Genomic DNA, 16,394 nt, shown 5'->3' with positions numbered 1-16,394 from the left:
GTTGCTCCGGCCCGATCGGCCGGCGGCGCACCCCAAGGAGAAGCAGAACATGAGGACTCCCAACCTGAGCCGCCGCTGGGCGATGCCGCTGGCATCGCTGCTGTCGGCGGTGCTGGCCGCCTGCGGTGGCGGCGGTTCGACGGACGATGCGACGCGTGTCGCGCCGCTGGCCGTCAAGGTCGATGCGCCCAGCATCGGCAAGGAAGTCGCCGCGCGGGTCGACGGGACTTCCAATCGCGCCTCCAACCGCCTGTACATCGTGCAGCTCGCCGAGGCCCCCGCAGCGGCCTACGAAGGCGGCATCGCCGGCTTCAAGGCCACCAAGCCTGCACAGGGCAAGAAGCTCGACTCGAGCAGCCCCGACGTCAGCAGCTACGTCGGCTACCTGAATGGCCGCCACGACACCCTGCTGGCTTCGGTGGGCGGTGCGCGCAAGGCATACAGCTACGGCTACGTGTTCAACGGCTTCGCCGCCGAACTCACCGAGATGCAGGCCGCCAAGCTCGCAATGAGCGGCGGCGTGATCTCGGTCACCAAGGACGAGAAGCGCAAGCTCGACACCGCCACCACGCCGGCCTTTCTCGGCCTGAGCACCCCCGGCGGCTTCTGGAGCACCGCCGGCAAGGGCGAGGGCGTGGTCATCGGCATCGTCGACAGCGGCATCTGGCCGGAGCACCCGAGCCTGTCGGATCGCACCGACACCAACGGCAACGGCACGCAGGACGGCAAGCTCGGTTACCAGCAGATCCCTGGCTGGAACGGCAAGTGCACGCCGGGCGAGGCGTTCAACGCCAGCCATTGCAACCAGAAGCTGATCGCCGCGCAGTACTACAACGCCGGCTACGGCGGCAACGCGGGCGTGAAGGCGAACTTCCCCTACGAGTTCCTGTCGCCGCGCGATTTCGACGGCCACGGCACCCACACCGCGACCACCGCGGGCGGCAACCAGAACGTGCAGGCCACCGGCCCGGCGGCGGTGTTCGGCAAGGTCAGCGGCATCGCGCCGCGCGCGCGCATCGCGGCCTACAAGGTCTGCTGGGGCAACGGTCTCGAGGGCGGCTGCTTCAGCACCGACTCGGTGGCGGCCATCGACCAGGCTGTGGCCGACGGCGTGGACGTCATCAACTTCTCCATCAGCGGCTCGCTGACCAACTTCCTCGATCCGGTGGAAGTGGCCTTCCTTTTCGCGGCCGATGCGGGCGTGTTCGTCGCCGCCTCGGCCGGCAACAGCGGCCCGGCCAGCTCGACGGTGGCGCACCCCAGCCCGTGGCTGACCACGGTGGCAGCGGGCACGCACAACCGCGAGGTGAACGGCTCGGTGACGCTGGGCAACGGCGCGACGTACTCCGGCGCGTCCTCGGCAGCCGCGGGCGTGGGCCCGGCGCCGCTGATCCGATCCATCCACGCCGGTGTGGCCGGTGCGGATGCGACGGCCCTGGCGCTGTGCTTCACGGCGGCAGACAACGGTGGCACGGCCGTGCTCGACCCGGCCAAGGTGGCCGGCAAGATCGTCGTGTGCGATCGCGGCGTGACTGCGCGCGTCTCCAAGAGCGAAGCCGTGCAGGCTGCGGGCGGCGTGGGCATGGTGCTCGTGAACACCAGCACCAACTCGCTGAATGCCGACTTCCACATGGTGCCCACGGTGCACCTGCAGAGCACCGACCGCACGGCAGTCAACGACTACGCCGCCACCACCGGTGCCACGGCGAGCATCTCGTCGAGCGTGCTGTCGACCGTGGCCGCGGCGCCCTTCACGGCGTCGTTCTCGTCGCGTGGCCCGCTGCTGGCCGGCGGGGGCAGCCTGCTCAAGCCGGACCTGATCGCGCCGGGGCAGGACATCCTCGCCGGTGTCGCGCCGCCGAACTATGGCGGCCGCCTGTTCGACCTGCTCAGCGGCACCTCGATGTCCAGCCCGCACGTGGCCGGCATCGCGGCGCTGTTCAAGGAGGCGAAGCCGAACTGGTCGCCGATGGCGATCAAGTCGGCGCTGATGACCTCGGCCGGTGACGTGCTCGATGGCGGCACGCCGGCGCCGACCTCGAACCCGGTGCTGATCTTCCGCCAGGGCGCGGGCCATGTGCGCCCGAACAACGCGCTCGACCCGGGCCTCGTGTTCGACTCCGGCTGGAACGACTGGCTGGCCTTCCTCTGCGAAGGCAAGCTGCTCGCGGCCGGCACCTGCTCGGCGCTGCGCAACGCCGGCTACTCCACCGACGCAGGCAACTTCAACAGCGCGTCGATCGCGCTGGGCGCGATGGCCGGTTCGGTGACGGTGACGCGCACGGTGACCAACGTGAGCAAGTCGGCGTCCACCTACAACGCCTCGGTGTCCGGCATGTCCGGCATGAGCGTCTCGGTGAGTCCGGCCTCGTTCACGATCGCCGCAGGTGCGAAGCAGAAGCTGCGCATCACCATCACGCGCACTTCCGCCGGCCTGAACGCCTACACCGGTGGCCAGCTGACCCTGTCCGACGCCGCTGCCCACGTGGTTCGCGTGCCGATGGTGGTGCGTCCGGTGGCGCTGAGCGCACCGGCCCAGGTGAACGGCAACGGCGCCGCGCTGAACTACGACGTCACCTTCGGCTTCAGCGGCCCGTTCGGCGCCTCGCCGGTGGGCCTGGTGCCGGCAGCCGTCACGGCCGGCGTGGTGGCCGATGATCCGACCGACAGCACCTGCTCGCTGGCCTCGCCGAACGCGCAGCAGATCGCGGTCGACATCCCGGCCGGCACGACCTACGCACGCTTCTCGCTGTTCGATGCCGACGTCAATGCAGGCAGCGACCTCGACATGTGCGTGTTCCGCGGCAACACGCAGGTGGGAGGCAGCGGCAGCGGCACCTCGGCCGAAGAGGTGAACCTGAGCAACCCGGCCGCCGGCACCTACACGGTGGTGGTGCAGGGCTGGGGCGTGGTCGGCAGCTCGCCGTTCAGGCTGCACAGCTGGCTGCTCGACGGCAGCAGCGCGGGCAACATGACGGTCAGCGCACCGGCCACCGCCACCACCGGCGCCACCGGCACGGTGTCGCTGGGCTTCACCGGCCTGGCCGCGGCCACACGCTACCTCGGCGCGGTCAGCTACAGCGGCAGCGCGGGCCTGCCGACGACGATGGTGCGCATCGACACTCCCTGACGACCTCCGCAGCGCCCATGCGGCGCTGCGTTCACCAGCCCCGGGCTTGCCCCGGGGCTTTTTTCGTTGCGGCGCTCAGATCGCGCTGCCAGGCAGGGGTTCCTGCGCCCGATCGGCCGGGCACCAGGCCCAGTTGCCGCGCCGGCCGGCGTGATAGCTGTAGGTCTTGCCACCGGCGACGATGCGCACGCGCCAGCCCGGCACCAGCACCTGCGGGTAGAGCATGCCCGGGCGCGGGCAGCCGAGCGATGCGTCGGGCCAGGTGACGCTCAGCGCGGACTCGACCTTGACGGCCGAAACCGCCACGCCGGCGCGCGTGGCCGCATCGCCGCGCATGGCCTCGATCATCTCGGCCGGTGCGCCGCCGCCCACCGTTTGCGCGTTGCCGTCGGTCATGTGGTTGCATCCCATGGCGAAGGCCAAGCCCAGCGCGGCCAGAGTGGATTTCATCGATCGCTCCCCGTCGTCATGGCCACTCGATTGTGGGCCGCTGAAGCAGGTCGGGCCAGGGCTCTCAGATCGCCTGAACGGCCATCGTGACCGGCGCCGCGCCCGTCGCCACGCCGACACGGCCGCGCCCCTCACGCTTGGCGGCGAGCAGTTCATCGTCGGCCGCCTTCAGCAGCGCATCGGGCGAGGCCGGCGCCAGCGAGGTGTCGGCCACGCCGGCCGAGAAGCTCAGGCCCTCCAGCGTGTCTTCCTCCAGCTCGAAGCGCTGCGCGCGCCAGCGGCGCAGCAGCAACTTCACTTTGCGGCGCGCGCCGTCTGCCGTGGTGCGCGGCATCAGCAGGCAGAACTCCTCTCCGCCGTAGCGGCACAGCACGTCACTGCGGCGGCCGTGTTCGGTCAGCATGTCGCCGAAGGCGGCCAGCAGGCGGTCGCCCGCGGCGTGGCCATGCGTGTCGTTGACCCGCTTGAAATGATCGAGGTCGATGATCACCAGCGACATCGGCTGGCCCTCGCGCTGCGCCAGCGCGAACAGCATGGGCAGCGTGTTGTTGAGGTAGCGGCGGTTGAACAGGCCCGTCAGGGAGTCGCGCATGGCCTGCTGGCGCAGCGCCTCCTGCAGCGCCTGCACCTCGTCGATCTTGTGCGACAGCGCCGCGTTGATCTGCACCAGCTCGGACCGGGCGCGCTCGGTGCGGCGGCGCCGCTCGTCGTTCTCGTCGAGCCGGTGCTGCAGGCGCAGCAGCTCGGTCTGCAGGGTGGCGGCCTGGTAGCGCGCCCGCGAAGCCAGCTGCACCTGTACCTGATGCAGGCGCTGCCATTGCCGCAGCGCCGCGAGCGAGGCCGCGGCGTCGCCTGCGGCCTCGTGAGCCTCGCTGAGCACACCGAAGAACTGCGCGCGAATGCGCGTGCTCAAGCCGTCGACGTCGTCCAGCCCCGCGTCCGGCAGGCAGGCCTGCAGCACCTGAACCGCCTGCGTCGCGTCACCGTGGGCCAGGCAGAGCAGGGCGGTCGCCGTGATGCGCTCGATGCGCTCGTCGGGGATCGCCGAGGTGCCGCTGGCCCGAGCCGTATCCACCAGCTGGGCGCCAAGCGCGAGCTCGCCGGCGCGCAGCGCGGCGATGGCCAGGGTCTCGAAAGCCGGCTCCATGCTGCCCCGCCCGTCGGGATCCGCCGGCATCGCCATCACGGTGCGTACGTCCGGCAGGCTCTCGGCGGCGCGGCCCAGTTCGGTCAGGCAGGCCACGCGGTTGATCAGCAGCACGCACAACAGCCGCGCATTCTTCAGCCGGCTGCAGGCGGCCAGACCCTGTTCGACGTGCGCAAGCGCGTGCTCGCTGTCGCCGATCTGCATCAGCTCGTGCGAGAGGTTGCAGTGCAGCACGGTGTCGAATCCGCGGCCGCGCGAGGGGCCGGCATCGCGCAGCGCCTCGAACATGTGGGCGAACGCCTGCGCCGAGTCGCCCAGCGCCGAGTAGCAGCCGGCGATGGTGTTGAGCAGCACCCCGCGCTGGTCGTGGCGCAGCACGCGCACGCCCTCGTCACGCAAGGGCAGCACGGCGTCGAGCGCCTCGCGGACGCGGCCGCTGCGCCACATCGAGCGCGCCAGGGCGGCGCTGGCCAGCAGGTGCCCGGCCCGGTCGGCGCCGAGCTCGAAGCAGCCGATCGCGCGCCGCAACTCGCTCGCCGCTTCGGCGGCGGTGCCGAAGTAGAGCAAGTGGTAACCGAATGCGACTCGCCCCCAGCCTTCCGCCACCACGTCGCCGGTGCTCGTGGCCGCCGCGATCGACCGCTCGGCCAGGCGCCGGGCCTGCAGGGAGTCGACGTGCAACAGGTTCCAGGCGCGCCGCGCCTGCTTCAGGGCCGCCGTGGGCTGGGATCGGTCTTGAGGCATTCGGGCGATTATCGCGACGCAGGCTTCAGATCGGCGCGATCCTGCCGAAACCCAGGGCTCAACCGTCTTGTCGACGAAGGAGCCGCCATGGATTCCATCACCTCAGCCGCCGCCGGCGCGTCGGCCGCCACACCGGGCTCGGTGCAGGGAGCGGCCTCGGTGCTGGTGCTGAAGAAGGCGCTGGACATGCAGGCCTCGTCGGCGGCGCAGCTGATCGCGTCGCTGCCCCAGCCGGCGCTGGCGACGTCGGGCACGCTCGGCACGCAAGTCAATACCTTCGCCTGAGCGCACGGGCGCAAGCGCCCGCCAGCGCGAAGACGATGGCCGCCGCCCTGCGGCCCGGGTGTTAACTGACGCACCGACACGAGCAATCCACCCGTCTACGCTGTCGTTGACCCGAACGGCGGCGGCGCGATGTGCCGATGCCTGCGGGTCGTTCCTCAACGACATCAGGACACACCATGGACACCAACTACGTCACCCGCGACCGGTTCGGCATGTATGCCAGTGAAGAGGGCGGCCCCGGCCCGGAGCTGATGGGCGCCGACACCCTGCTGGGCAACGACGTCTACAACAACGACGGCGAGGACCTCGGCGACATCAAGGAATTCATGATCGACATGTCCACCGGCACGGTGGCCTACGCGGTGCTGTCCTACGGCGGCCTGCTGGGCATGGGCGACAAGCTGTTCGCGGTGCCCTGGGCCGCGTTGACGCTGGACACCGACAACAAGCGCTTCACGCTGAATGCGCCCCTGGAGATGCTCAAGGACGCCCCAGGCTTCGACAAGGACCACTGGCCGTCCATGGCCGACCCGGCGTGGGCCAGCGGCGTGCACAAGTTCTACGGCACCACCGACAGGCCATGAGCGTCACCGGCACGGCGAGCGACATCGCGTCGAGCGAGAGCGTGCCCACCTCGTTCGGCGAATTCCAGCCGGTCGGGCACGTCATGGTCGGCCTGCCGACGCAGGGCAACGTCGATGCGCTGATCGATGCCCTGCACGAAGCCGGCTGGCCGCCGGAGTCCCTGCTGCGTTTCACGCCGGGGCAGAGCGTGGAAGAACTGCAGGCGCTGGTCGAGGGCGCGGGCCCGCTGGCGGGCTTCGGCTACGAGATCACGCTGTTGCGCAGGTACCTGGAGCTGGCCAGAAACGGCTACCGCTGGCTGCTGGTCAAGGTGGACGGCACGGACGAGGCGGCCGCCGCGGTGCAGCATGCCCGGGCCTGCCACGCCACGCTGGCGGTGCACTACCGCCGCCTCGTCGTCGAGGAACTGCTGTGAGCCGCAGCGCACACATCGTCGGCCTGGTCGAGTACCGCGAAGGCGATGGCCCGGCCATCGTGATCCGCCCGGGACCCTGTGAGGTGGAGCAGACCGCGCAGGACGCGACGATCAGCTGGGTCGACGGCGAATCCCGCGGCTCGGCCGCGATGCCCATCGGTGACTTCAACCGCTATCTGCAGAGCCACGCGATCCGCTTCGCCGCCTGATCGCGGCGCGGCCAGCGGACATCGACGGACCGCAGTGATTCAGGGGCGTGAGGTGGCCAGGCGACCGGCAGTGTCGGCCGATCCGGAAGGCCCGCTGCCTGCAATTCCGCCCGAACCCGCGGTACGCACGGCGGGGGCTGCCTTCTGGGTGCCGCCGGCACGGGCAGGTGTCGCGGCCTTGTCTGCTGCTGCCGATGCTGCCGCCGACGCCGGTGCCGCGGAAGCACACGCTGTCTGCTGATAGACGGTGCGACCGTCGCCGGTGCACTTGTACATCTTGGTCTGCGCCTGCGCGCTCATTGCCAGGCAGGCGAGCGCGAGAACTGAAAGAAGGGACTTCATGAGCGGAGGTAAAGCTTGATGGCGAGACTGTACCGGTGCCGGCATCCAGCCGCGCGGCGCTAAGTCACACCGAATCAAGGGGGGAAGTCCACTCCCCAGCAAGTGAGGGGCCCCCGGTTCAGTGGGAGGTGCCCTCCGAGCGCGAGATCTTGTTCCACACGTTGTACTTGCCCACCGGCTTGCTCATCGGCAGGCGCTTGACCTCCTTGAACGTGCGCGCGTCGTAGACGATCAGCGCGCCATCGGTCTCCCACAGGCTGGCCAGCGCGTAGCGGCCGTCGCGGGTGAACTCGATGTGCGCGAGTGTCCGCCCGGGCTCCTTCACCTGGGCCACGGTTTCCAGCGTGAGCTTGTCGATGATGGTCAGCGTATCCCTGGCGGTCGGGCTCATCATCGAGTCGACCCAGGCGTAGCGGCTGTTCTCGTGGCTGCGCATGAAGAAGCCCGGGCCCGGCGTGGCGATGCTCTTCACGCTCTGCCAGGTCTTCATGTCGATCACCTGCACCACGCCGTCCTTCAGGTTCGGCGAGGCGAGCACGGTGCCGCCCTTCCACGCGAAGGTGATGCCCGAGCCGAGGTGCGGCATGCCGGCCAGCGGCAGCGCGGCGATGCGCCGGCGGATGTCGAGGTTGACCACCTGCGCGCTCGGGCTGCCGTCGGCCTTGGGCCGCGTCGCGCCGAGCACGTGGCGGTAGCTCTGGTCGAAGAAGAAGTCGTCCAGCGGTTCGTCCAGCGGCGTGCGGCGCACGCCCAGGTACCCCGGCTTGGCGATCGCCTCGCCCATCTTGTAGTCGTGCACCAGGCCGTCGTGGATGGGCTCGGCCTTCGGATCGTAGGAGATCTCCCAGAGCTCCGGGATGTCCTTCAGCGCGACGACGAAGCTCTTGCGCGGCTGCGCGTCGTAGACCGCCGAGACGCGAGACGTCGCCTTGCCGTCCAGCGTGGCCGCGCCGTAGACGCGCTGCAGGTTCAGGTCGGCATCGAACAGCGCCAGCGTGTGCGGCAGGTAGTTGGCGGCCATCACCCAGCGGCCGTCGCCCGACACCGCCACGTTGCGCATGTTCAGCCCGGCGCGCACCTCGGCCACCACGGCGAGGTTCCACAGGTCGTACTTGGTGATCCAGCCATCGCGCGAGCCGAAGTAGACGAAACGGCCCTCGGGCGAGAACTTCGGCCCGCCGTGCAGCGCGAAGCGCGAGGCGAAGCGGTGGATGACCTCGAACTTATCGCCGTCGATCAGCGAGACATGGTGGTCGCCGCCCTCGACGACGACGAACAGGTTCATCGGGTCGGCCGCCCATTGCGGCTTGGCGGGCAGCTGTGCCGCTGTGGCGAGTGCGGTGCGCGAGTCGCGGATCTGCGCTTCGCTCCAAGTCGGCGCCGGGCTCACCGGCGTGTAGATCCACTTGGCGAGCGCAGCGATCTGCTCGGCACCGAGCTTGTCGCGGAAGCCCAGCATCTGCGTGGCGGTGCGGCCGTTCGCGATCACCGCCGTGGCCTCGGCCGGCCGCAGCCGCTGCAGGCTCTCGGGCAGCAGCGCCGGGCCCATGCCGCCCAGGCGCTGCTCGCCGTGGCAGGCCACGCAGTGCTCGCGGTACAGCTCGGGTGCGGAAGGCTCGGCGCGCGCCATGTCGGCGGCCATCGCGAAACACGCTGCTGCCAGCGCAAACTTCAGGAAGCTGGAGAGTCGGTTCATGGCGGGCTCAATGCGCCGCGTAGGCGAAGGGCTTGAGCTCGACACGGGCCGGCGCGTCGCTGGCGCGGCCGATCTCCTCGTCGGTGAGGTAGCAGCCCGGGTCTTCGGCCCACGCATCGCCGGTGACCTGCTGGGCGCGCACGCGGGTGTTGCCGCCGCACAGTGCGAAGTGCTGGCAGCCGGCGCAGCGCCCGCCCACCGGCCGCGGCGAGGCCTTCAGCCCGGCCATCAGCGGGTCGCTCGTGTCCATCCAGATCTGCGAGAAAGGACGCTCGCGCACGCTGCCCAGCGCGTGGTGCCACCACATGGTGTCGGGGTGCACCACGCCGAGGTTGTCGATGTTGGCCACGTTCACGCCGGACGAATTGCCGCCCCAGGCGACCAGCCGCTCGCGCAGCGGCTGAGCCCAGCGCGGCAGGCGACGCTGCACCCATTGCAGCAGGTACGCACCGTCGGCGTCGTTGTTGCCGGTGACGAAGTCCTGCTCGCTGCCGGCTTTCGCGGCCTGCCAGGCACGTTCGTAGAGCAGGTCGAGCGCGGCACGCGTGGCAGCGAACTGCGCGTCGCGGGCGCGGTGGATGTTGCCGCGGCCGGCGTAGTTCAGGTGCGAGAAATAGAACTTGTCGACACCCTCGTCGCGCATCAGCTCGAGCAGCGGCTCGAGGTCGTGCGCGTTCATCGCCGTCATCGTGTAGCGCATGCCGACCTTCACGCCGCGCGCATGCAGCAGGCGGATCGCCGCCAGGCTGCGGTCGAAGGCGCCGTCCAGGCGGCGAAAGCGGTCGTGCGTGGCGCCGATGCCGTCCAGGCTGATGCCCACGTAGTCGAAGCCCTGGGCCGCGATGCGGTCGGCCATGGGCTCGTCGATCAGCGTTCCGTTGGTCGACAGGCCGACGTAGAAGCGCATCGCCTTGGCGCGCTGCGCGATCTCGAAGATGTCCGGCCGCAGCAGCGGCTCGCCGCCGGAGAGGATCAGCACCGGCACGTGGAAGGACTTCAGGTCGTCCATCACGGTGAACACTTCGGGTGTGCTCAGCTCGCCGCTGTAATCGTGGTCGGCCGAGATCGAGTAGCAGTGCTTGCAGGTCAGGTTGCAGCGGCGGATCAGGTTCCAGATCACCACCGGGCCCGTGGGGCCTGCGCCTCGCGTGGTGGGCGACGGGTAGTGCCCGTCGGCTTCGGCGCGCACCAGCTCGCGCATGTATTGGGAGACGCGGAACATGTTCAGCTTTCAGAAATTCGCAGCCCGGCCTTCTTGAGGATGGCGCTGCTGTAGAGGATGTCGCTGCCGCGGCAGGCGTCGCCGAGCAGCCGGCGGATGGTGTCGGCCTGCTGCTGCACCTCGTCGCGTGAGCGGCCGTGCACCATCGCGAACAGGTTGTAGGGCCAGATCGGCAGTTCGCGCGGTCGGCGGTAGCAGTGGCTCACCGCGGGCAGGGCGCCGATGCGCTCGCCGAGTTCGTCGACGCGCTCGTCGGCGACGTCCCACACGGTCATGCCGTTGGCCAGGTAGCCGAGCCGGTAGTGGTTGGGCACGGCGCCGATGCGGCGGATCAGGCCCTCCTCGATCATCTGCGCCAGGCGCTCGCGCACCCGCTCGCCGCTCACGCCGATCATCGCGCCCACCGCCTCGTAGGGGCGAGACACCAGCGGCAAGCCGCTCTGGGTGGCGGCGATCAGTTCGCGGTCGAAGTCGGTCAGTTGCATGGTGGATTCACTCCTGCGCCGCAAGCCGCAGACCGACGAAGTACTCGCGTTCCTTCGGGAAGGCATGCACGGTCAGCCCGGTGAGCTGCTCGATGCGGGCGAGCGCCGCGTTCGCCGCCTCGTGCGACTCGGCCGCGACCACGAACCACATGTTCAGCCGATGCTCACGGCGATAGTTGTGGGCCACCTCGGGCAGGCCGTTGACGAGGACCGTGATGCGCGCGAAGTCCGCCTCCGGCACCTCGAGCGCGGCGAGCACGAACTGTCCGCCAGCGCGCTCGATCTGGAACAGCGGCCCGAAGCGCGTCAGCGTGCCGTGCGCGAGCATGCGGCGCAGCCGCTCGATGACCTCGTCCTCCGAGATGCCGAGCTCGCGGCCGACGTCGGCGAAGGGCCGCTCGGTCAGCGGCAGTTCGCCGTGCAGCCGGTCGATCAGGCGGCGGTCGATGCGGTCGGGCGCGACCACGTCGGTGGGGGCGTCAGGCGCCGGCATGTTCGGCCTCCTTCGTGCAGGCGCGGAAGTAGCTCGCGCCCCGCTGCTTGAAGCGCCGCAGGCTGAACAGCAGTTCGCGCGGGTGCTCCTGCAGGCCGGCAGCGCGCGTGGCGCCGTCGATCAGCTGGCGCACCGCGGCGCGTTCGCGGCCGTGCACCATGCAGTACAGGTTGAAGGGCCAGCCGTCGGCACGCGCGCGGCGATAACACAGCGTCACGCCGGGCTGGCGCGCGAGCGCCGCGCCGCAGGCGTCGACCTGCGTATCAGGCACGTCGAACACCGTCATCGCGTTCTGATCGAAGCCGAGTTCGTGATGGCGCACGACGACGCCGAAGCGGCGCAGCGTGCCCTGCGCCAGCCAGCGGCGCAGTGTCTGCAGGACGCCGGTTTCGGTGAGAGCGAGCCGCGCGGCCCAGGCTCCGTACGGCCGCTCGATCAGCGGCAGGCCGTCTTCGACGAGCGCGGCGAGCGGCGCATCGAGCGGTGCGACGCGCTGCACGCCTGTGCCGATGTCTGCCGCCCGTTGCGCGGCCTGGCCCTGCTCGAGATCGAAGCCCAGGTCGATGCGGTAGACGCGCTGCATCGGCAAGCGCAAGGCGCACAGGCCGGTGTCGCGCTCCAGTACGTCGAGCCTGGCGTGCAGCGTCGCAGCATCGCCGCCGGTGATGACGAACCACAGGTTGTAGCGGTGCTCGCGCTCGTAGTTGTGGTTCACGCCGGGCACGGCGTCGACCTGTGCCGCCACCGCCTCCAGCCGGTTCGCCGGCACCGCCAGCGCGCAGAGCATCGCCGCGCCGCCGGCGCCGGCGGCCCACACGCCCCCGATGCGGCTGATCACCCCACCGTCCTGCGCACTGCGACAGGCGGCGATGACTTCGCTCTCGGTGTTGCCGAGCGATGCGGCGATCGCAGAAAAAGGAGCCGGCACGAGGGGGAAATCGTGCTGCCAGCGGTTGAGCAGGGCGAGTGTGTCCATGGCTCAGAACCCCATGCGCGCCGCGCGGCTGGTGAAGAACACGCCGCTCGGGGCGTCCATGGGCAGCGTGGCCAGCGTGGCGAAGGTCTTGGTGTCGAACACCGTCACGCGGTTGGCGTCGCGCGAGCTGATCCACACCGCCTCGCCGCGCGGCGTGAACTCCATGTGCAGCACCGCCTTGCCGGGCTCGAGCGTCCTGATCACCTGGCGCGAGGGCGTGTCGATGACCTGCACGCGGTCGTAGTCGGGCACGGCGAAGTTGACCCACACCTGGCGGCCGTCGGGCCGCGCGATCACGAACACCGGCTGGCCGGCCACGGCGATGCGGCCGACCTCGGCCCACGTGTCCGTATCGACCACCAGCACCTCGTGGCGGCCGATCGCCGGCAGGTAGGCGTGGCGGCCGGCCACCGCCCAGCCGCGCAGGTGCGGCATCTTGAAGACGGGCAGCGGCTCCTGGCCGCGGCCGTAGCCGGCGAGGATGCGCTTCACCTTCGGCTCGTGTGCCCACAGGTCGATCATCGCCAGGCCGTCTTCGCCGAACAGGCCGGCGATGTAGTGGCGGCCGTCGGGCGTGACGAGCGCGTCGTAGGGCTGGCGGCCGACGTTCTCGAACTTGGTGAGCTTCGGCCTGGCCGCGTCGCTCAGGTCGGCGATCCAGATCTGGTCGGCGTCGAACAGCGAGAACACGAAGCGCCTGCCCGGCAGGTCGGCCAGGCCGACGACTCGCGAGCGCTGCCCCGGCGCGTATTCCGCGGGGATGTCGGCCACCAGCGCGAGCGTCTTCGCGTCGAACACCTTGATGCCGCCGGGCTGGTAGTTCTGCGCGGCGACCAGCGTGCCATCCTGCGACATGGCGCCGCCGATCGAGTTGCCGGCCTGCTGCACGCGCTGCTCGATGCGGCGCTTGGACAGGTTGACGCGCGTGAGCGCGCCGTCGCGGCCGAACACGAAGGCACTGCCGCCGTCGCGCGAGAACACCACCGAGGCGTGCGACAGGTCGCCCAGGCCCGGCACCTCGGCGAGCAGGGTGCGCTCGCTGGTGTCGACGATGGCCAGCGTGCCGCGGGCGCGCTCGACCACGACGCCGAGGTCGCCGGTGCCCTTGGTGGCGGTGGTGGGGGTGCCCGCACACGCGGCGAGCAGGCTGACCAGCGCGAACAGCAGCGCTCTCATCGGGGTTCCTTCGGGAAGCCGGCGAGCAGGCGCTCGGCGATCCAGTGGGCTTCGTCGGCGCTGAGCATCGAGCGCCAGGGCGGCATTGGCGTGCCGGGCCGGCCGTGGTAGATGGTCGCGGCCAGCGATTCGAGCGGCTTGTCGGCCAGCGCCTCGCGCGTCAGCGCGGGGCCCAGACCGCCGGCCAGCGTCATGCCGTGGCAGGAGCCGCAGTCCTGCCGCACCATGCGCACCAACTGCGCCTCGCGCGCCCCGTCCGGGACCTGCGCGACGGCGGAGCCGCCGGCGAGCAGGGCAAGGAGGAGCGGCCAGGCGCGCATGGTCGACTCAGGAACTGAGGATGAACTCGACGGCCGCCTTCAGGTCGGCGTCGTTGATCTTGTCGGGAGGATTCGGCGCCATCGGGATCGGGCCGAAGTTGCCCTTGCCGCCGGTGCGCACCTTCTGCATCAGCGTAGCAACAACGTCCTGCCCCTTGTACTTGGCGGCGATCTCCTTGAATGCCGGGCCGATCATCTTCTTGTCCTTGGCGTGGCAGGCCATGCAGCCGGCCTTGGCCATCGCGTCTTCGACGCCCGCCCAGGCACCGGCCGAAGCCAGTGCGAGGGTCAGGCCGGTCACGAAAGTGAGTGTCTTCATGTCCGGCCTCCGCTCAGTAGATGTCGTGCTGGGTGTTGTGCACGTTGAAGTGCCCGGTCGGCGTGATCAGGCGCGGGTCCTTGATCACGGCCTTGAGCTTGAGCGTCTTGTCGTCCACGACCACCAGCGCGCTCTGCTTGTTCTTCGCCGACCACACCGAGAACCACACCTCGTCGCCCGCCTTGTTGAACTCCGGCTGCACGACGCGCTTGGCGCCGTCGTCGGAGAGGCCGGCCCACTCGGCGATGGGCAGCACGGTGAAGCCCTTGTCGAGGTTCTTGATGTCGTACACCGCCACCGACTGCGAGATCTTCGGATCCGGGTTCAGCGGCGTGTCCGAATACAGGTGCTGGCTCTTCGGGTGGCTCTTGATGAACAGCGCCCCGCCACCCTGGCCCTTCAGTTCGGCGACCTTCTTGAAGGCGTACTGCTTGTGGCCCTTCGGGTCGGTGCCGATCAGCGAGATCGTCTCGTCACCGAGGTGGCCGGTCGACCACACTGGGCCGAACTTCGGGTGGATGAAGTTGGCGCCGCGGCCCGGGTGCGGGATCTTGCCCACCTCGACCAGCGCGGCCAGCTTGCCGTCCTTGGCGTCGATGACCGAGATCTTGTTGCTCTGGTTGGCGGCGACCATGAAGTAGCGCTTGGTCGAGTCCCATCCGCCGTCGTGAAGGAAGGGCGCCGAGCCGATCTCGGTGACCTTCAGCGCGTCGAGGTTGGAGTAGTCCACCATCAGCGTCTTGCCGGTCTCCTTCACGTTGACCACGAACTCGGGCTTGAAGTGGCTGGCCACGATCGAGGCGACGCGCGGCTCTGGGTGGTATTCCTGCGTGCCGACGACCATGCCGCGGGTGCCGACGATCTTCAGCGGCTCGAGCGTGTCGCCCTTCATGATCACGTACTGCGGCGGCCAGTAGGCGCCGGCGATCGCCAGCTTGTCGGTGAAGTCGCCTTCCTTGCCCTTGTACTTGCTGGTGTCCACCGAGCGGGCTTCCAGGCCGATGCGCACCTCGGCGACGTTGTCGGGCACGGGCATCCACAGGTCGATCATGTTGATCTTGGCGTCACGCCCGATCACGAACAGGAAGCGGCCCGAAGCCGAGGTGCGCGAGATGTGCACCGCGTAGCCGGTCTTGACGATGTTGATGATCTTCTTGGTGTCGCCGTCGATCAGCGCCACCTCGCCGGTGTCGCGCAGCGTGGTCGAGAAGATGTTCTCGATGTTGTAGTTGTTCATCTTCTTCGTCGGCCGTTTCTCCGGCGGGACGATGACCTTCCAGGTCTCCTTCATCTGCGCCATGCCGAATTCCGGCGGCACCGGAGGGTCGTGCTGGATGTAGCGCGCCATCAGGTCGACGGTCTTCTCGTCCATCTCGCCGCTGGTCTGCCAGTTCGGCATGCCGGCCGGCGAGCCGTAGGCGATGAAGACCTTCAGGTAGTCGGTGCCCTTGGCCAGCGTGATGTCGGGCGTCAGCGGCTTGCCGGTGGCGCCCTTGCGCAGCACGCCGTGGCAGCCGGCGCAGCGCTCGAAATAGGTCTTGCGTGCGGTGTCGAACTCCGCCTGCGTCATCGGCGGCGCCTTCGGGTTGTTCGACTGGTACATCGGCTCGCCGGCCAGCGGCGAACCGCCGGCCTGGTACTTCAGTTCGGGCTCGGTGACGCCCTTCTTGTCCTGCGCCGTGGCGGCGAATGACGAGATCGCGATCAGCAGCGCGGCCGTCAGCGTGAGCGGCGAGGCGGGATAGAGACGTTTCATGGGGCTCTCCTGGTTTGGCTTGTGCGGGTAGTGCTGGCGGGCATGGTCACGCGCGCCGGGTCCCGCGTCCTTGAACTGGTTCAAGCCGCGCTGAAGTGCCGCACAAAGCAGGACGCCGCCCTCAGGGCGGCGTCTTGATGAAAGACAGCGAAGGAGGGGCGCTGCGCCAGCGCCGGGCGTCAGCCCAGCGGAGCGGGCGCGGTGGGCGGCGCGAAACCGCCGCGCTCGGCGCGGTCCGCGCGGTCGGCGGCGGAGAGCGTCACCAGCACGGGCAGCGCTTCGTCTTCCACTTCCAGCTCGGGCAGCATCGAAGGAGCGTGGTCGTGCACGCCGAGCGCGCGGCTGAGCAGCCAGCTCAACCCGATGAACAGTCCGATCGCGCCGACGCTGCCGGCCACGAACAGCGCACCGAGCGTCCAGGGGGTGAAGAGGATTCCGAGTGCGATGCCGGCCAGCAATGCCACCACGGCGGCGCGCAAGCGACCCCGCGTGCCCAGCAACCCCGTCACGGCGACGAGGTAGGCGGTCAGGAACACGCCCATGGTCAGCAACTGGGCCGACAGCAGGGCAGGCGGCTGGTCGTCGAGTGCGGTAAGCAGGTTCACGTCATCACCTCGTTCATTGGAGGCGAGCATGAGGCAGAT

General features: G+C 69.7%; 18 protein-coding genes. 5 read left to right on the top strand and 13 right to left on the bottom strand.

Annotated features, from left to right (window positions below; translation table 11 throughout):
* The first annotated feature begins 49 nt into the window (after window positions 1-49).
* A complete protein-coding gene (locus HZ992_RS18235; RefSeq protein WP_209383236.1) occupies window positions 50-3,130 on the top strand; it encodes a S8 family peptidase in 3,081 nt (1,026 codons plus the stop codon).
* A gap of 75 nt (window positions 3,131-3,205) precedes the next feature.
* Here the strand turns inward: HZ992_RS18235 and HZ992_RS18230 are convergent, their stop codons facing one another.
* Both HZ992_RS18230 and HZ992_RS18225 read right to left on the bottom strand, forming a co-directional pair.
* Entirely contained in the window at window positions 3,206-3,580 is a 375-nt protein-coding gene (locus HZ992_RS18230) for a DUF8738 domain-containing protein (protein WP_209383235.1), read from the bottom strand.
* A gap of 64 nt (window positions 3,581-3,644) precedes the next feature.
* Window positions 3,645-5,471, bottom strand: coding sequence for a GGDEF domain-containing protein (locus HZ992_RS18225; RefSeq protein WP_209383234.1), 1,827 nt, complete (start codon window positions 5,469-5,471; stop codon window positions 3,645-3,647).
* An 87-nt stretch (window positions 5,472-5,558) separates the two neighbouring features.
* Here HZ992_RS18225 and HZ992_RS18220 point away from each other — a divergent pair, with 87 nt between their 5' ends.
* The 4 genes from HZ992_RS18220 to HZ992_RS18205 all read left to right on the top strand — a co-directional run bounded on the left by HZ992_RS18220 (window position 5,559) and on the right by HZ992_RS18205 (window position 6,965).
* On the top strand, window positions 5,559-5,756 hold the full coding sequence (locus HZ992_RS18220) for a YjfB family protein (protein ID WP_209383233.1): 198 nt from the start codon (window positions 5,559-5,561) through the stop codon (window positions 5,754-5,756).
* 176 nt (window positions 5,757-5,932) lie between these two features.
* Window positions 5,933-6,340, top strand: a complete 408-nt coding sequence (locus tag HZ992_RS18215) for a PRC-barrel domain-containing protein (RefSeq protein WP_209383232.1) — start codon at window positions 5,933-5,935, stop codon at window positions 6,338-6,340.
* Window positions 6,337-6,756: a hypothetical protein gene (locus tag HZ992_RS18210; protein WP_209383231.1), complete on the top strand. Its 420-nt coding sequence runs from the start codon at window positions 6,337-6,339 to the stop codon at window positions 6,754-6,756. Before HZ992_RS18215 ends, HZ992_RS18210 begins: the two co-directional genes overlap by 4 nt.
* Entirely contained in the window at window positions 6,753-6,965 is a 213-nt protein-coding gene (locus HZ992_RS18205; RefSeq protein WP_209383230.1) for a hypothetical protein, read from the top strand. Before HZ992_RS18210 ends, HZ992_RS18205 begins: the two co-directional genes overlap by 4 nt.
* A 39-nt stretch (window positions 6,966-7,004) precedes the next feature.
* Here the strand turns inward: HZ992_RS18205 and HZ992_RS26175 are convergent, their stop codons facing one another.
* The 11 genes from HZ992_RS26175 to HZ992_RS18150 all read right to left on the bottom strand — a co-directional run bounded on the left by HZ992_RS26175 (window position 7,005) and on the right by HZ992_RS18150 (window position 16,355).
* Window positions 7,005-7,307: a DUF4124 domain-containing protein gene (locus tag HZ992_RS26175; protein WP_209383229.1), complete on the bottom strand. Its 303-nt coding sequence runs from the start codon at window positions 7,305-7,307 to the stop codon at window positions 7,005-7,007.
* A 118-nt stretch (window positions 7,308-7,425) separates the two neighbouring features.
* Window positions 7,426-8,949 (bottom strand): nitrite reductase, encoded by a 1,524-nt coding sequence (locus tag HZ992_RS18195; protein ID WP_245213510.1) that lies wholly within the window; start codon window positions 8,947-8,949, stop codon window positions 7,426-7,428.
* A gap of 61 nt (window positions 8,950-9,010) precedes the next feature.
* A complete protein-coding gene (gene nirJ, locus HZ992_RS18190; RefSeq protein ID WP_209383227.1) occupies window positions 9,011-10,225 on the bottom strand; it encodes a heme d1 biosynthesis radical SAM protein NirJ in 1,215 nt (404 codons plus the stop codon).
* Window positions 10,226-10,227: 2 nt separating this feature from the next.
* A complete protein-coding gene (locus HZ992_RS18185; RefSeq protein ID WP_209383226.1) occupies window positions 10,228-10,710 on the bottom strand; it encodes a siroheme decarboxylase subunit beta in 483 nt (160 codons plus the stop codon).
* A 7-nt stretch (window positions 10,711-10,717) separates the two neighbouring features.
* Complete coding sequence (locus tag HZ992_RS18180; RefSeq protein WP_371816751.1) at window positions 10,718-11,203, bottom strand: Lrp/AsnC family transcriptional regulator; 486 nt, start codon at window positions 11,201-11,203, stop codon at window positions 10,718-10,720.
* Entirely contained in the window at window positions 11,190-12,179 is a 990-nt protein-coding gene (locus tag HZ992_RS18175; protein ID WP_209383225.1) for a siroheme decarboxylase subunit beta, read from the bottom strand. Before HZ992_RS18175 ends, HZ992_RS18180 begins: the two co-directional genes overlap by 14 nt.
* Before the next feature lie 3 nt (window positions 12,180-12,182).
* Window positions 12,183-13,355: a cytochrome D1 domain-containing protein gene (locus HZ992_RS18170; protein WP_209383224.1), complete on the bottom strand. Its 1,173-nt coding sequence runs from the start codon at window positions 13,353-13,355 to the stop codon at window positions 12,183-12,185.
* On the bottom strand, window positions 13,352-13,675 hold the full coding sequence (locus HZ992_RS18165; protein ID WP_209383223.1) for a c-type cytochrome: 324 nt from the start codon (window positions 13,673-13,675) through the stop codon (window positions 13,352-13,354). Before HZ992_RS18165 ends, HZ992_RS18170 begins: the two co-directional genes overlap by 4 nt.
* 7 nt (window positions 13,676-13,682) lie before the next feature.
* The gene (locus HZ992_RS18160) at window positions 13,683-13,994 is read right to left on the bottom strand and encodes a c-type cytochrome (RefSeq protein WP_209383222.1); all 312 of its coding nucleotides are present in this window, start codon (window positions 13,992-13,994) and stop codon (window positions 13,683-13,685) included.
* Window positions 13,995-14,007: 13 nt separating this feature from the next.
* On the bottom strand, window positions 14,008-15,750 hold the full coding sequence (locus tag HZ992_RS18155) for a nitrite reductase (protein WP_209383221.1): 1,743 nt from the start codon (window positions 15,748-15,750) through the stop codon (window positions 14,008-14,010).
* 179 nt (window positions 15,751-15,929) lie between these two features.
* Window positions 15,930-16,355 (bottom strand): hypothetical protein, encoded by a 426-nt coding sequence (locus HZ992_RS18150; protein WP_209383220.1) that lies wholly within the window; start codon window positions 16,353-16,355, stop codon window positions 15,930-15,932.
* Between the last annotated feature and the right edge of the window lie 39 nt (window positions 16,356-16,394).

The sequence above is a fragment of the Rhizobacter sp. AJA081-3 genome (genome assembly GCF_017795745.1).
Classification (GTDB): domain Bacteria; phylum Pseudomonadota; class Gammaproteobacteria; order Burkholderiales; family Burkholderiaceae_C; genus Piscinibacter.
This window is presented reverse-complemented; position numbering and strand designations above follow the sequence as displayed.

Excerpts from the sequence above, each read along its gene's own strand:
- HZ992_RS18230 (WP_209383235.1), bottom strand. The coding sequence starts at position 3,580 with ATGAAATCCACTCTGGCCGCGCTGGGCTTGGCCTTCGCCATGGGATGC.
- HZ992_RS18225 (WP_209383234.1), bottom strand. The coding sequence starts at position 5,471 with ATGCCTCAAGACCGATCCCAGCCCACGGCGGCCCTGAAGCAGGCGCGG.
- nirJ (WP_209383227.1), bottom strand. The coding sequence starts at position 10,225 with ATGTTCCGCGTCTCCCAATACATGCGCGAGCTGGTGCGCGCCGAAGCC.
- HZ992_RS26175 (WP_209383229.1), bottom strand. The coding sequence starts at position 7,307 with ATGAAGTCCCTTCTTTCAGTTCTCGCGCTCGCCTGCCTGGCAATGAGC.
- HZ992_RS18155 (WP_209383221.1), bottom strand. The coding sequence starts at position 15,750 with ATGAAACGTCTCTATCCCGCCTCGCCGCTCACGCTGACGGCCGCGCTG.
- HZ992_RS18210 (WP_209383231.1), top strand. The coding sequence starts at position 6,337 with ATGAGCGTCACCGGCACGGCGAGCGACATCGCGTCGAGCGAGAGCGTG.
- HZ992_RS18235 (WP_209383236.1), top strand. The coding sequence starts at position 50 with ATGAGGACTCCCAACCTGAGCCGCCGCTGGGCGATGCCGCTGGCATCG.
- HZ992_RS18175 (WP_209383225.1), bottom strand. The coding sequence starts at position 12,179 with ATGGACACACTCGCCCTGCTCAACCGCTGGCAGCACGATTTCCCCCTC.
- HZ992_RS18180 (WP_371816751.1), bottom strand. The coding sequence starts at position 11,203 with ATGCCGGCGCCTGACGCCCCCACCGACGTGGTCGCGCCCGACCGCATC.
- HZ992_RS18160 (WP_209383222.1), bottom strand. The coding sequence starts at position 13,994 with ATGAAGACACTCACTTTCGTGACCGGCCTGACCCTCGCACTGGCTTCG.
- HZ992_RS18170 (WP_209383224.1), bottom strand. The coding sequence starts at position 13,355 with ATGAGAGCGCTGCTGTTCGCGCTGGTCAGCCTGCTCGCCGCGTGTGCG.
- HZ992_RS18195 (WP_245213510.1), bottom strand. The coding sequence starts at position 8,949 with ATGGCCGCCGACATGGCGCGCGCCGAGCCTTCCGCACCCGAGCTGTAC.
- HZ992_RS18185 (WP_209383226.1), bottom strand. The coding sequence starts at position 10,710 with ATGCAACTGACCGACTTCGACCGCGAACTGATCGCCGCCACCCAGAGC.
- HZ992_RS18220 (WP_209383233.1), top strand. The coding sequence starts at position 5,559 with ATGGATTCCATCACCTCAGCCGCCGCCGGCGCGTCGGCCGCCACACCG.
- HZ992_RS18165 (WP_209383223.1), bottom strand. The coding sequence starts at position 13,675 with ATGCGCGCCTGGCCGCTCCTCCTTGCCCTGCTCGCCGGCGGCTCCGCC.
- HZ992_RS18215 (WP_209383232.1), top strand. The coding sequence starts at position 5,933 with ATGGACACCAACTACGTCACCCGCGACCGGTTCGGCATGTATGCCAGT.